14 protein-coding genes are annotated in these 13,718 nt (G+C 64.2%); 1 reads left to right on the plus strand and 13 read right to left on the minus strand.

The features are described from left to right. Window positions 1–71 precede the first annotated feature (71 nt). The 8 genes from atpA to ABRP28_RS07600 form a co-directional block, all read right to left on the minus strand. Window positions 72–1,709, minus strand: a complete 1,638-nt coding sequence (atpA, locus tag ABRP28_RS07565; RefSeq protein WP_350001623.1) for a F0F1 ATP synthase subunit alpha — start codon at window positions 1,707–1,709, stop codon at window positions 72–74. An 80-nt stretch (window positions 1,710–1,789) separates the two neighbouring features. Beyond that, window positions 1,790–2,617, minus strand: a complete 828-nt coding sequence (locus ABRP28_RS07570; protein ID WP_350001625.1) for a F0F1 ATP synthase subunit delta — start codon at window positions 2,615–2,617, stop codon at window positions 1,790–1,792. Then, the gene (locus tag ABRP28_RS07575; protein ID WP_188811879.1) at window positions 2,617–3,168 is read right to left on the minus strand and encodes a F0F1 ATP synthase subunit B; all 552 of its coding nucleotides are present in this window, start codon (window positions 3,166–3,168) and stop codon (window positions 2,617–2,619) included. The genes ABRP28_RS07570 and ABRP28_RS07575 overlap by 1 nt, the downstream gene beginning before the upstream one ends. Window positions 3,169–3,220: 52 nt before the next feature. Next, window positions 3,221–3,424: an ATP synthase F0 subunit C gene (atpE, locus tag ABRP28_RS07580; RefSeq protein ID WP_009356484.1), complete on the minus strand. Its 204-nt coding sequence runs from the start codon at window positions 3,422–3,424 to the stop codon at window positions 3,221–3,223. A 110-nt stretch (window positions 3,425–3,534) separates the two neighbouring features. Next, on the minus strand, window positions 3,535–4,335 hold the full coding sequence (gene atpB / locus ABRP28_RS07585) for a F0F1 ATP synthase subunit A (protein WP_066277093.1): 801 nt from the start codon (window positions 4,333–4,335) through the stop codon (window positions 3,535–3,537). A gap of 81 nt (window positions 4,336–4,416) precedes the next feature. Next, a complete protein-coding gene (locus tag ABRP28_RS07590; RefSeq protein WP_350001629.1) occupies window positions 4,417–4,755 on the minus strand; it encodes a hypothetical protein in 339 nt (112 codons plus the stop codon). Further along, window positions 4,748–5,230: a hypothetical protein gene (locus tag ABRP28_RS07595; protein ID WP_350001631.1), complete on the minus strand. Its 483-nt coding sequence runs from the start codon at window positions 5,228–5,230 to the stop codon at window positions 4,748–4,750. The genes ABRP28_RS07590 and ABRP28_RS07595 overlap by 8 nt, the downstream gene beginning before the upstream one ends. Before the next feature lie 108 nt (window positions 5,231–5,338). Then, complete coding sequence (locus tag ABRP28_RS07600; RefSeq protein WP_350001632.1) at window positions 5,339–6,451, minus strand: MraY family glycosyltransferase; 1,113 nt, start codon at window positions 6,449–6,451, stop codon at window positions 5,339–5,341. Window positions 6,452–6,737: 286 nt separating this feature from the next. On the opposite strand from ABRP28_RS07600, the gene ABRP28_RS07605 reads away from it, so the two are divergent. Next, window positions 6,738–7,637, plus strand: a complete 900-nt coding sequence (locus ABRP28_RS07605) for a glycosyltransferase (protein WP_350001634.1) — start codon at window positions 6,738–6,740, stop codon at window positions 7,635–7,637. Between the two features lie 22 nt (window positions 7,638–7,659). Here ABRP28_RS07605 and ABRP28_RS07610 read toward each other — a convergent pair whose 3' ends face one another. The 5 genes from ABRP28_RS07610 to rho all read right to left on the minus strand — a co-directional run bounded on the left by ABRP28_RS07610 (window position 7,660) and on the right by rho (window position 13,703). Continuing rightward, window positions 7,660–8,433, minus strand: a complete 774-nt coding sequence (locus ABRP28_RS07610; RefSeq protein ID WP_350002123.1) for a WecB/TagA/CpsF family glycosyltransferase — start codon at window positions 8,431–8,433, stop codon at window positions 7,660–7,662. Further along, on the minus strand, window positions 8,433–9,308 hold the full coding sequence (locus tag ABRP28_RS07615) for an L-threonylcarbamoyladenylate synthase (RefSeq protein WP_350001637.1): 876 nt from the start codon (window positions 9,306–9,308) through the stop codon (window positions 8,433–8,435). Before ABRP28_RS07615 ends, ABRP28_RS07610 begins: the two co-directional genes overlap by 1 nt. Before the next feature lie 12 nt (window positions 9,309–9,320). Then, window positions 9,321–10,193 (minus strand): peptide chain release factor N(5)-glutamine methyltransferase, encoded by an 873-nt coding sequence (gene prmC / locus ABRP28_RS07620; protein WP_350001638.1) that lies wholly within the window; start codon window positions 10,191–10,193, stop codon window positions 9,321–9,323. A gap of 20 nt (window positions 10,194–10,213) precedes the next feature. After that, window positions 10,214–11,287 (minus strand): peptide chain release factor 1, encoded by a 1,074-nt coding sequence (prfA, locus tag ABRP28_RS07625; RefSeq protein WP_174179130.1) that lies wholly within the window; start codon window positions 11,285–11,287, stop codon window positions 10,214–10,216. Between the two features lie 232 nt (window positions 11,288–11,519). After that, window positions 11,520–13,703: a transcription termination factor Rho gene (gene rho / locus ABRP28_RS07630; RefSeq protein WP_350001640.1), complete on the minus strand. Its 2,184-nt coding sequence runs from the start codon at window positions 13,701–13,703 to the stop codon at window positions 11,520–11,522. Window positions 13,704–13,718: the final 15 nt, after the last annotated feature.

Here is a 13,718-nt window from a genome sequence, read left to right on the forward strand (position 1 = left end):
TTATCCTTTCCTAGCGTTCCGTAGGCCGGGTGTGCCGGGTCCTGTGGACCCGGCACACCCGGCCAGTGGAACTAGCGCTTCTGCTTGACGATCTTTTCCTGGTCAACCTGGCCCTCGTCGATGGCGGCATATTCCTCATGCCCCGCACCTACCAGGTGGTTGTCGCCCTCGCCGAAGAAGCCCTTCTTGAAGTCGACGATGGCCGACTTCAGAGCTGCCGCGGTGTCATCGTCCAGCACGTTGGTCTGCGCCAGCGTGGTGAGGATCGAGGACTTATGCGTCAGGTGCTCCAGGAACTCGGACTCGAAGCGGCTGATGTCCTCAACCGGAACGTCGTCCAGGTAGCCGTTGGTGCCGGCCCAGATGGACACAACCTGGTTCTCCACCGGGAACGGCGAGTACTGGCCCTGCTTGAGCAGCTCCATGAGGCGGGCGCCACGGGTCAGCTGCTGGCGTGACGCGGCGTCCAGGTCCGAGGCGAACATGGCGAATGCCTGCATGTCGCGGTACTGGGCGAGGTCCAGCTTCAACGTGCCGGAGACCTTCTTCATGGACTTCACCTGTGCGGCGCCGCCCACGCGGGACACGGACACACCCACGTCAACAGCGGGACGCTGGTTGGCGTTGAAGAGGTCCGACTGCAGGAAGATCTGGCCGTCGGTGATGGAGATGACGTTGGTCGGGATGTAGGCGGAAACGTCATTCGCCTTCGTCTCGATCAGCGGCAGGCCCGTCATGGAACCGGCACCCAGTTCGTCGGAGAGCTTTGCACAACGCTCCAGCAGGCGGGAGTGCAAGTAGAAGACGTCGCCCGGGTAGGCTTCGCGGCCCGGCGGACGGCGGAGCAGCAGCGACACTGCACGGTAGGCCTCAGCCTGCTTGGAGAGGTCATCAAACACGATGAGGACGTGCTTGCCGCCGTACATCCAGTGCTGGCCGATGGCCGAACCGGCGTACGGTGCAAGGTACTTGAAGCCGGCGGGGTCGGATGCCGGAGACGCCACGATGGTGGTGTACTCCAGTGCGCCGTTGTCCTCAAGGGTCTGGCGGATGGCGGCGATGGTGGACGCCTTCTGGCCGATCGCCACGTAGATGCAGCGGACCTGCTTGGCCACATCGCCTGAAGCCCAGTTGGCCTTCTGGTTGATGATCGTGTCAATCGCAATGGCCGACTTGCCGGTCTGGCGGTCGCCAATGATGAGCTGCCGCTGGCCGCGGCCGATCGGGATCATGGCGTCAATTGCCTTGAGCCCGGTCTGCATCGGCTCGTGCACCGACTTGCGCTGGGTCACGCCGGGAGCCTGGAGCTCCAGTGCGCGGGTGGTTTCAGCCTTGATCTCGCCGAGGTCGTCGATGGGCATGCCCAGCGGGTCGACAACGCGGCCAAGGAAGGCGTCGCCCACGGGAACGGACAGAACCTGTCCGGTGCGATGGACTTCCTGGCCTTCTTCGATGCCGGTGAAGTCGCCGAGGATAATGACACCGATTTCGCGGACGTCGAGGTTCTGGGCCAGGCCCAGCGTTCCGTCCTCAAAGCGAAGCAGCTCGTTCGCCATGACCGAGGGAAGGCCCTCAACACGGGCGATGCCGTCACCAGCGGTGGTTACGCGGCCGACCTCTACGCGCTCTGCGTTTCCGGGTTCGTAGGACGCCGCGAACTCGTTCAGCGCATTACGGACGTCGTCGGCGTTGATGGTCAATTCGGCCATCTGCAGTCCCTGCTCTCCTGTTTTTGTGATCACCGTTGCCGATGACCGGGGTTTCTATCAGTTTGTTTGTGCTTGTCCGGCTAGCCGGCCAGCTGGCGTTGCAGCTCGCCCAGCCTGGTGAGTACCGAAGCGTCGAGCACTTCGTCACCGACCTGGACGCGGATGCCGCCAATGAGTGCCGGATCAACGTTGACGTTGATCTTCAGTTCCCGCCCGTACATGGCGTTCAAGCCCGCCTGGAGGCGTGCAAGCTGCGTCTGCGTCAGGGGACGGGTCACATTGACCGTTGCAATCCAGCGCTGCTGGCGCTTGGCCGCAAGCTCCGCGAAACGTTCCACCAGCCGGGTGGGCTTGATGCCGCGGGGCTCGGTGACGGCCTGTCTGATGAGGACTTTTGCTTCCTCACTGGCGGCCGGCACCAGCTTTTCGGCAAATGCCGACCTGGCAGCAGCGCTGGCCTGTGTTTCGGACAGAGCACGTTGTACCTCATGGTTGGAGGCAACAGCCTGGTTGAAGGAGAACAGATCGTTCTCCAGTTCTTCCAGGCCAGTGATTCCGGAGGCAGAAACGGCCGACTTGTTTTCGGCAACGGAAATGACCACCGTTGCGGCAAGAGTCTCGAGTGCATCGCCGATGTCACGGGCAGTTGCCCAGCGCAAGCTGGCCAGTCCGCCCGCGATCTCTGCAGCATCAGCGGAGACTTTTCCGCCAACCAGCTGCCTGACCAGCGCCGACTTTTCGTCACCGTTGCGGGACGGGTCAGTCAGGGCGCGGCGCAAGCCAGCCGAGCTGTCCACCATTCCCAGAATTCCGAAGAGTTCCTTTGCCAGCTGCAGCGACGCCGTCGGAAGCTTGGCTTCCAACGCTGCCAGCGCTGTTGCCAGCGATTCGCTCGATACGCCTGCCATTACTTAGCTGCACCTGCGTTCTGGGTCTCCAGATCTGCCAGGAAACGGTCCACGACCCGAGCTGCGCGCTCGTCATCGTTGAGCGATTCGCCGACGATCCGGCCAGCCAGGGTGGTGGCCAGCGTGCCGACCTCGGAGCGCAGCGACACAACGGCCGCCTGGCGCTCGGATTCGATCTGTGCGTGCGCCTGGGCCGTGATGCGGGCAGACTCTGCAGCTGCCTTCTCCTTGAGATCCGCGAGGATCTGGGCACCTTCGGCGCGGGCTTCCTCACGGATGCGGTTGGCTTCGGTGCGGGCGTCGGTCAGCTGCTGCTTGTACTCTTCGAGTGCAGCAGAAGCCTCAGCCTGGGCCTTTTCAGCCTTTGCAATGCCGCCTTCAATGGCCTCAGCACGCTCGGCGAAGGTCTTTTCGAACATCGGGACAACGAACTTGACCACGATGAACATGAGGATGGCAAAGCCCACGAGGACAACGCCCATTTCCCAGACATTGGGAACCAGGGGGTTGACTTCGCCCTCAGTGGCGGCTGAGATGATCAGCTGATTCATATTTCACCCGTCCTTTTCTACTCGGTTCTGTAAGTTCGCTTCGCTCTAAGGACTAGAGAACGAAGGCGAAGACCAGGCCGAGGATGGCGAGGGCTTCGGTGAGCGCAAGGCCGAGGAATGCGATCGGCTGCAGGACGCGCTGTGCTTCCGGCTGACGTGCAACGCCGTTGATGTAGGCAGCGAATACGAGGCCAACACCGATACCACCGCCGATTGCGGACAGACCGTAACCTACGAGGTTGAGATTGCCTTCCATTTTTCTTCCTTTCAAGATGCCACCCGTGTGGCAGGTTGTTTGGGTTGCTCTATCCCCGCGAGGGGAAGTTTTTAGTGCGCCTTGCGGCGCGGTGCCGTTGGGCGGATGCCTTAGTGGCTGTCGGCGTGAAGCGCGCCTTCGATGTAGATCGCGGTCAGCAGGGTAAAGACGTAGGCCTGCAGGACCATGATCAGGGCTTCAAGCATGTACATGGCGATCGCGCCGCCCAGGACCAGGAGCGAGGATCCCTTGAGCAGGATGTTCTCCTGCATGACGAGGAACTCGATGCCGTAGCCGGCGATCATCACAATGAGGTGGCCTGCCAGCATGGTGGCGAACAGACGGAGGCTGTGGGTAACCGGCCGGACCAGGAAGTTGGAGATGATCTCGATCGGGATCACGATCGGAAGGATGTACCAGGGAACACCTGAGGGCACGGTGGCCAGTTTGAAGTAACGGAGACCGTTCTTCTTGACGCCGATGGCGATCCAGGTGAAGTAGACGATGCCCGCCAGCACGTAGGCTCCGCCCACGTGGGAGAACGTGGGGAGCTGGAAGAACGGGATGGCGCCGTAGATGTTGTTCACCAGGATGAAGAAGAAGAGGCTGAACAACAGCGGGACGTACTTGATGAAGTCCTTGCCGCCGATGATGTCCTTGGCGATTCCGTTGCGGACGAAGCCGTAGGCGGCCTCGCCGGCGAACTGGAGTTTGCCGGGTACCAGCTGCTGCTTGCGTGCAGCGAGCACGAAGAAGACGGCGATAAAGACGACAGAGAGGAGGACCAGCAGCATCTGCTTGGAGAATCCTTCTGCGGCACCCCACGGCAGGATTGCCGGCAAATGCATTTCGTTAATACCAGGAGGAGTGAACTCTCCTGAATCTTGGGCCGGGAGCGCAAGCGCGATCAACGCGTTTCCTCTCTGCAGTGTCCATCATTGGGCGTTGGGCGGGGACCGGCAGCCTGATGGCCTGCTGTTCCCCCTGTGAAATTATTTGGCATTAGTGTCGCCGTCCTGGGACGGCCCGCTGGAAGCACGGCGCTCCCCAGCGTTGTTTCGAGAACTGGTAAGGCCATGCATGTGGGAAAGGTAAAAACCTCCGACGGCTCCAAGCAGAGCGCCTGCGAGCACAATCCAGCGCGTTCCCCACACGTAATCCAGTCCCCACCCTATCAAACTCCAGACGATGATTCCGCCAATGATGTAGCTGAATACGGCCATGCCGGCGTTGTATCCGCCGCTGGTTCCGTCGCCTGATACACCGGGAGCGGAACCGCTCAGTCCGCCGTTTCCGCTGCGGCCATCATTCGGCTTCTGAGGATCACGCATCGGGGTTTTCCTTGGTTTGTGGATCGTTGTAAATCTGGAGGCGCGCTTTGCTGAAACCGTAGAGCTCAGCAGCCTGCCACAGCACCACGGCGGTGACCGCGCCGGCAACAAACCAACGCCCGTCCAGCCACTGCGGCGCTCCGACAAAGAACAGCACGACGGCGAAGCCGACCACCTTGACGAAGTAGGTGGCCACGAACATTCCGATGGCTCCGGAGGGGTTCGTGCGGCCCACGAAATGCCCCACGAGGAGGCTGATCCCGAAGAACAGCATCACCAGCAGGCCACCGGACGAACTGGACAGCGCCCCGTCCATGCCATCCAGCAGCAGGGCCAGGACAGCGCAGAGAAGTACTCCGAACGCCGAAGCGATCGAGCTCAGCTTGAGGAGGTGCAGCCAGAGTGACGGCGTGGGGCCGGATGCGCCAACGTTTCCGTTGCCGGACAACGGTCCGGACTCGGCGTTGGAGGTCATTCGATCCCAATCGTCGGCTCCTGCGGCGAATCACCAACAGGCTGTGTGGAGGGGCAGCTTTGGCTGCCCCTAAATTCTACATGAGATAGAAATATTTCTGCACGGACGTTACGCCCGGGTCTCTTCGCCCCGGCGTGCCAGATAGGGCCAGGCAGTGACGAGGCCCATGACCAGGGTGGCGAAGAGGTCAATGGACAGCACAATCTGCCAGGGGAAGATAGCGAAGGCCAGTCCCCCGAAGGAGAGGATCCCGGTCCAGAGGTACATGAGGATGACTGCCGTGCGGTGCGAGTAGCCAATGTCCAGGAGCTTGTGGTGCAGGTGTCCGCGGTCAGCCGACCAGGGTGAGCGTCCGCGGGCAGTCCGCCGCACAACAGCCAGGCCAAGGTCCAGCAGCGGAAGGAAGAGGACCGCGAACGGAAGCAGGATGGGAATCACGGTGGAGATGCCGTTGACCCTGTCATACAGGCCCGAGGTGATCTGGCCCGTGGACACCACACCGGCGGAGGCCATCAGAAGGCCGATCAGCATGGCGCCGGAATCGCCCATGAAGATCTTGGACGGAAACCAGTTGTGCGGCAGGAAGCCAAGGCAGCTGCCCACCAGGACGGCGGTTATGAGGGTGGCGAGGTCTGAATAGTCCAGCAGGACCGCGTTGCGGTGCACCCAGTAGGCGGTGAAGAAGAACGCCGTGCCGCCGATGATGGCGACGCCCGCGGCAAGGCCGTCCAGCCCGTCGATGAAGTTGAAGGCATTCATCGTGGTGACGATCAGCCCGGCGGTCAACAGGACCCGGACTGTTTCATTCTCAAGGTAGACCGGCTCGGGAACCCAGGGGACGATAGTCATCTGGACTCCCCAGATGGCCACGGTCAGGCCTGCAATGCTCTGGCCGATCAGCTTTACCCACCACCGGATGTCCAGCAGGTCGTCTGCGACGCCCACCAGGACTATGACTGCGGCGCCTGCAAGCACACCCCAGGGCGAGAAGTTGTTCCGGTAGATGTCCTTCACGAAAAACGATTGGCTGGCAACGATGAGGGCCACCATGACGCCGAGGAAGATCGCCACGCCGCCCAGGCGGGACACGGGAATGGAGTGCATGTCGCGGCTGCGGATGGGCATGTGGAGCTCGAGCCGGTGGCCGACGACCCGCGCCCCCCACGTTGCCGCATAGGACACAACGGCAGCCGTCAGCCCCATCAGCAGGTACATGATCATGGGGCGGGTTCCGTCTCCGGGGGGACGCTGCAGGCGGGCAACGGCACTGGCTGCTGGTCCTTGGCTATGGGGCTCACTGGCCGGGAATCTGTTCTTCGATAAATGAAACTTCTCCGTCGCCGAGCGCGCGGCAGGCAGCGCGTATTTCCTCATACGCAGTGCCGTACAGGGCTGTATTACAGTGGACTCTAGTCAAAGATACTAGCGCCAACAGCTTCATGGCTTCGCGCCACACTGGCGCATTGCGAGCGGGGAAATCCCTGTCAGCCATGCTGAAAGGACCCCCATGACCCCCCGCATAGCAGTTGCTGCCGTGACCTTCGACAGGCCGAAGGAACTTGCTGTCCTGCTGGATTCCATCAACGCCCAGACGGCCGCGGTGGACACAATCTGCCTTGTTGACAGCGGCAAAACCCCGGCGCGCGAAGCAGCCGGATTGCACCCGAACGTCGACTATGTCCGTTCGGAGGCCAACCTTGGCGGTGCGGGCGGCTTCGCGCTGGCAGCGCTCAAGGCAGTGGCCAGCGGGGCCAGGTGGATCTGGATGATGGACGACGACGCCGAGCCGGCAGATCCTGAATGCCTCGCCACGCTGCTGCGCGAGGCTGAGGCACGCGACCTGGAGGCGGTGGTTCCGCTTGTGACCGCGCCCGGCCAGCCGGACCGGCTCTCCTTCTTCTTCCGCCTCGACGGCAAGGTGACGCACAGCCGCGCCGAGGTGGAGAAGCTTGGCTTCCTCCCCAACGACGGCCACTTCTTCAACGGAGCGCTGATCCGCTCCGATGTCTTCTTCAAAGTGGGCCTGCCGGACATGCGGCTGTTTATCCGGGGCGACGAGGTCGACTTCACCATCCGGCTGCGCAAGGCGGGAATCAGGTTTGGCACCGTGACCACCACGGCCATCACCCACCCGCATGCGTTTTCCGAAACCCAGCATGTGTTTGGCGCAGGCTGGCACGTCATCATTCCGGAGTCCGCATTCAAGCGCTACTACTATTACCGGAACCGCGGCTACCTGATCCGCCGCTACTTCCGTGTCCGCTCGTTTGTCGCGGACGTGGGCGGTTATGCGGGCTACTTCGCGCAGCGGCGGGACCTCCGGGGGTTCCTGGGCTGGGCCAGGTCCTTCACCACCGGTCTGCGCGGCAAGGGTTTTGCCCCGCTGGAGGACCAGAAGTTTCAGTGATCCGCCTCCGGTCCAACGGCTTTTACTTGCCGGACCCGGTGAGCTGCCGCTTTAAGTGCCGGTTTCCCAGGAGCCACAGCAGCACCCAGGGTTCTCCGAATACGCGGTAGGCAACACGTCGGGGATGCAGCAGCAGCCGCCAGGCCCATTCCAGGCCCATCCGGCCCAGCCAGCGCGGTGCAAGTTTCTGGAAGCCGGCCAACTGTTCGATTGCTCCCCCCACCGCGCAGTAGATGGCGGGCGGCATGTCGCCCAGGCGCCGCTGCAGGACTTCCTCCTGCAGGGGCATGCCCAGGCCCAGCAGGACAAGCTGCGGCTGCTGCCCGTGCAGCCAGGCAACGGCCCTGTCTTCGAGGTCCCTGTTCCAGCCCTCACCGGGCAGTCCCGCCACCCGGGCGCCGGGGACAATCGACTCCAGTTGCTTCACGGCCGCAGCATTTGCCTCGGCGCCGGCGCCGATCACCGCAATCCGCTCCAGACCGTGAACCTGGCCCAGCGCCGGAAGCCAGTCGGTGGTGCCCAGCCGGTAGTCCATGACCGGCCCTTCGGCTTTGCCGGTCTTGCCCCACAGCCAGAGCACGGGTGCACCGTCCAGCAAGACGACGTCGCTGCGCTGGTAGAGGTTCCGGAAGCCTTCATCCGAGAGGGTCAGTGTCACGCTGTGTAGGTTGTGCCCCAGGACCGTGTGTGTGGAGCCTTCCTCGACGAAGCGGCTGAGTTCCGCCATCAGCTCGGGAACCCGAAGTGGTGTCGCATCAACCTCCAGGACCGGAATCCGCTGGCGGTCCAGAGCCATCACGGTTCAGGATCCCGAACCGGCGCCGGGGCAGCAGCAGACGAAGGCTTAGCCGTTGACGGATCAACCGCCGAGGAGCCGGCTGCCGCCGGTTGAACCGGTTCAGGAGATTCAACAGCAGGAGCCACAACGGCGGGAGACTCGTTGGCGGGTGCGGGTTCATCCGCTGCCTTTGACGGCGTTGCTTCCGCCGGTTCCTCTTCAGCCATGGGGATCTCTCCGAGGCCCAGGACTCCGGGTACGTGTTCGCGAAGCTGCTCCAGGGTCACCGCGCCGTTGCGGACCACGCGCAGGCGCGGACCCGTGGCATCGACGATCGTGGAGGGTACCGCTGCTTCTCCTTCGAGCGGCCGGAAGCCGCCTTCAAGGTAGACCTCCACGGAGTCAGCCAGCTGTTCGCGGGCGGCTGCAGCGGTCTGTCCGGGGGCATGGCCGGTGCGGTTGGCCGAGGAAACGGCCAGTGGCCCGGTCAGGGTCAGGAGCTCCTGGGCGATCTCGTCGTCCGGCATGCGAAGTGCCACCGTGCCTTTGGTCTCGCCAAGGTCCCAGTCCAGGGAAGGCTGCGCGTGCAGGATAAGGGTGAGGCCACCGGGCCAGAAAGCCTCCGCAAGTTTGCGGGCGTCAGCCGACACTTCCGTGGCGAGGCCGTCCAGGGCATTGATCCGCGGGATCAGCACGGGCGGCGGCATGGTGCGGCTGCGCCCCTTGGACACCAGCAGCATGGTCACGGCCTGGGGCGAGAAGGCGTCGGCGGCAATCCCGTAGACCGTGTCCGTGGGAAAGACCACGCACTTCTTTTCGCTGATGGCACGCTGGGCGTGCTCGAGTCCCTTGGCGCGCTCGTCGTCGCTGGTGCAGTTGTAGGTAGTGGTCACTCGCCTATTCTTTCATTCGCTGTGGCCCGGATCCGCGAGCAGGGCGCTGGTGGCGCGCTCCTTGCCGTTGAGGTCCAGGTGCGTCCTGATTCCGGTCCAGTTTCCTGAACCCGCCAAATGGTCAGAAATCCATCCCGCCTGGACTTCTGCATGCTCCATCACGAAGTAGCCGCCTAGGCGCAGGAGGCGGGCGGCGGAGGCAGCGGCCGCCGTCGGAAGTTCCATGCCGTCCGCTCCCCCGCCGTACAGCGCCTCGGGCGGATCATGGAGGGCGACTTCCGGTTCGTTGGGGACGGCTTCGGCGGGGATATACGGCGGGTTGGACACCACGACGTCGAAAGTCCCGTTCAGTTCGGGCAGCGCGTTCCGCAGGTCCCCCAGGACAAGCCGGACACCCAGCGGGGCCAGGTTTTTTGCTGCCCAGGCATGGGCGAAGGGGCTGAACTCGACGGCGTGCACCTCCGCGCCGGGCACCTCATGGGCGACGGAGCCTGCGATGGCACCGGAGCCCGTCCCAAGGTCGACGATCCGCGGGTGGGCCATCCCCCGGACGTGGTCGATGACCAGCTGCACCACCGATTCGGTTTCGGGGCGGGGCACGAAAACCCCGGGGCCAACAGCCAGTTCGAGGTAGCGGAAATACGCCACCCCCGTGATGTGCTGCAGCGGTACGCGGCTGGCCCGCTCCGCCACCAGCGCCCCATAGCCTTCCGGCGCGGGTGCATCCCCCAGCATCATGGCGCGCAGCCGGCCCAGCCCCACGTTCAGCAGGTGGTCCGCCAGCAATTCGGCATCCACCCGCGGACTGGGGACGCCGGCGTTACGGAGTATGTCCGTTGCCTCGCTGACGGCGTCCGCGAGCGACTGGCCTGGCTCGAGTGTCATCTGTGTATGTGCCGAAAGGACTAGTCGCCGATGGCGTCCAGGCGCGCCTGTTCGTCCATCTCGATGGCGGACTGTATGACGGGCTCAAGGTCGCCGTTCATAACCTGGTCCAGGTTGTAGGCCTTGTACCCGGTGCGGTGGTCCGCGATGCGGTTCTCCGGATAGTTGTAGGTCCGGATGCGCTCCGAACGGTCCATGGTGCGGATCTGGGATTTCCGCTGGGCCGAGTTCTCGGCGTCGATCTGCTCCTGCTGGTGCGCCAGGATGCGTGCCCGGAGCACGCGCATGCCTGCTTCACGGTTCTGGAGCTGGGACTTTTCGTTCTGCATGGCCACCACGATGCCCGTGGGAAGGTGGGTAATGCGCACGGCGGAGTCGGTGGTGTTAACGGACTGCCCGCCGGGACCGGAAGACCGGTAAACGTCGATCTTGAGGTCGTTCTGGTTGATTTCCAGCTCTTCGGGTTCATCCACTTCGGGGAGGACCAGGACGCCGGCAGCGGAAGTGTGGATGCGACCCTGGGACTCCGTGACGGGAACGCGCTGGACGCGGTGCACGCCGCCTTCGAACTTGAGGCGGGCGTAGACACCCTCGGCAGGATCGTTCGAGCTTCCCTTGACGGCAACCTGGACGTCCTTGTACCCGCCGAGGTCGGATTCAGTGGCGGAAATGATTTCCGTCTTCCAGCCCCGGGACTCTGCGTACCGCGTGTACATCCGCAGCAGGTCACCGGCAAACAGTGCGGCTTCGTCGCCGCCTTCACCGCCCTTGACCTCAAGGATCACGTTGCGGGCATCGTCAGGATCGCGCGGAATGAGAAGGCGGCGCAGTTTCGCAGCGGCCACCTCAAGGGCCGCTTCCAGCTCAGGAACCTCCGCTGCGAACTCGGGATCCTCCGAGGCCATCTCCTTGGCAGCGGCAAGGTCGTCCCGGAGGCCTTCCCACTTGTGGTAGGCCTCAACAATGCCATTGAGCTGAGCCGAACGCCGCCCCAGTTTCCGGGCAAGCCGCTGGTCAGCATAAACAGCAGGATCCCCCAACTGCGCCTGGATAGCATCATGCTCATCAAGCAGGCCCTGTACGGACTCAAACATTTTTCAAAACCTCTTTCGACTTGTACAAGTCTAGTAACAAACAAAGACGGAACCGCGGCTGGCGACTTAACGACGAAGCCGCACGGATTTTTCCGCCCCGGGAGTGGCATCGGGCCTGCCGGAGCTGGGAGGCTGACGATCGAAGATCGAAAGCCTCCCAGCGAAGGGGCGGGGGCGGAAAAATCCGTGCGGCGTTAGCACCGGGGCAGCAGATCAGCCGCTCACCGGAGCCTTATTTGTCGTTATCCGACTTCGCGCCAAGCGTCGTCTTCTGGACCTGCATGAGGAACTCGACGTTGCTCTGGGTTTCCCGGATCTTGTTGGTCAGGAGTTCAAGGCTCTGCTGGGTCTCGAGTCCGGAGAGGACGCGGCGCAGCTTCCACATGATCTTGACTTCCTCGGGCGAGAGCAGGTTCTCCTCGCGGCGGGTGCCGGATGCGTTGACGTCCACGGCCGGGAAGATGCGCTTGTCTGCCAGCTGGCGGGACAGGCGGAGCTCCATGTTGCCGGTGCCCTTGAACTCCTCGAAGATGACCTCGTCCATCTTGGAACCGGTCTCCACAAGCGCGGTGGCCAGGATGGTGAGCGAGCCGCCGTTTTCGATGTTGCGGGCTGCACCGAAGAAGCGCTTCGGCGGGTACAGCGCCGCGGAGTCCACGCCACCGGACAGGATACGGCCGGAGGCCGGCGCTGCCAGGTTGTAGGCGCGGCCCAGGCGGGTCATGGAGTCCAGCAGGACCACCACGTCCATGCCCATTTCCACGAGGCGCTTGGCGCGTTCGATGGAAAGTTCGGCCACGGTGGTGTGGTCATCGGCCGGACGGTCGAAGGTGGAGGCAATGACCTCGCCCTTGACGGTGCGCTGCATGTCCGTGACTTCTTCGGGGCGTTCGTCAACCAGCACCATCATGAGGTGGACCTCAGGGTTGTTGGTGGTGATCGCGTTGGCGATGGACTGCAGGATGAGCGTCTTGCCGGCCTTCGGGGGCGAAACGATCAGGCCGCGCTGGCCCTTGCCGATGGGAGCCACGAGGTCGATGACGCGGGGGCCGATCTTCTTGGGATCGGTTTCCAGCCGCAGGCGCTCGGACGGGTAGAGCGGAACCAGCTTGGCGAACTCGACGCGGTCCTTGAGCTCCTCGGCGGTCTTGCCGTTCACCGAGGTGACGCGGACCAGGGCGTTGAACTTCTGGCGGGCGGACTGCTGGCTCCGGTCTTCGCCTTCGCGGGGCGCACGGATGGCACCGACGACGGCGTCGCCCTTGCGCAGGTTGTACTTCTTGACCTGGGCCAGGGAAACGTAGACGTCGTTGGGGCCCGGCAGGTAGCCGGAGGTGCGGATGAACGCGTAGTTCTCCAGCACGTCAAGGATACCGGCTACGGGCAGCAGGACATCGTCCTCGGTAACCTCGACGTCGTCAACGTCCGGCCCCTGGGAACGGCCGCGGCGGCGGTCATTGCGGTCGCGGAAGCGGTCGTTCCGGGAGTTGTTGTCCCGGTCCTGGCCGCCGGAACGGTCATTGCGGTCGTTCCGGTCGCGGCGGTTGCGCCGGTTGCGCCGGCTGCCGCCGTCGGAGTCATCGCTGTCGCGGTTGTCATCGCGGCGGGCGCCATCGCGCTGGCCTGCCTCGCGGCTGCCGGTGTTGTCCCGGCCGCCGTCTGCATTCTCGCGGGAAGCGTTGTCGCGTCCTGCGTTGTCACGGCCGGCATTGTCGCGTCCGCTGTTGTCGCGTCCACGGGTGCGGCCGGCTTCGCGGCGGTCGGTGCGCTGGCCTGCCTCGCCGGCTTCGGCGGGGGCTTCGGTGCGCTGTTCTGACGTGCGCTGTTCTGACACGCGCTGGTCGGCGTCGGCCTGCTCAGCGGGAGCCTCGGCGGCTTCGGCAGCCTGCGGCGCAGCAGCTGCTTCACCGCGGCGGCGGTTGCGGGTGCGCGGCTGGCGGCGCTCGGTGGCGCCTTCAGGTGCTTCGGCTGCCTCGGCAGCGGGTGCCTCAACCGGAGCGGCGCTGCTGGTTTCGGCGGCGGCCGGCTCGGCGGCTGCAGGGGCCACAACTCCGTCGCTGACGGCGCGGCGGCTGCGGCCGCGGCGCGCCCGGGTTCCTTCAGCAGGAGCTTCCGTTGCCTCGGCGGCGGCCGGGGAGGTCACCGCGGTAGAGACGGCCGGGGCTTCGACGGCCTTTTCGGTTGCCCTGGCGGGAGCCTTGGTCATGGGGGTGCCGGCGCGGTGGGCGGAGATGGCCGAGACCAGGTCCCCCTTGCGCATCCGGGAACCGCCTGAAATGCCGAGCTGGCTGGCGAGTGCCTGCAGCTGGGCGAGCTTGAGGCCGGCAAGGCCGCTGCTCTTGGCGGGTGCTGCCGGTGATTCGGCAGCAGAAGATGATAGTTCCACAGCTGGCGACAGCTCAGTGGTTTCGGTCACGAAGGATCCTTCCCC

Origin of the sequence: Pseudarthrobacter sp. WHRI 8279 (assembly GCF_040224115.2) — a bacterium.
GTDB lineage: Bacteria > Actinomycetota > Actinomycetes > Actinomycetales > Micrococcaceae > Arthrobacter.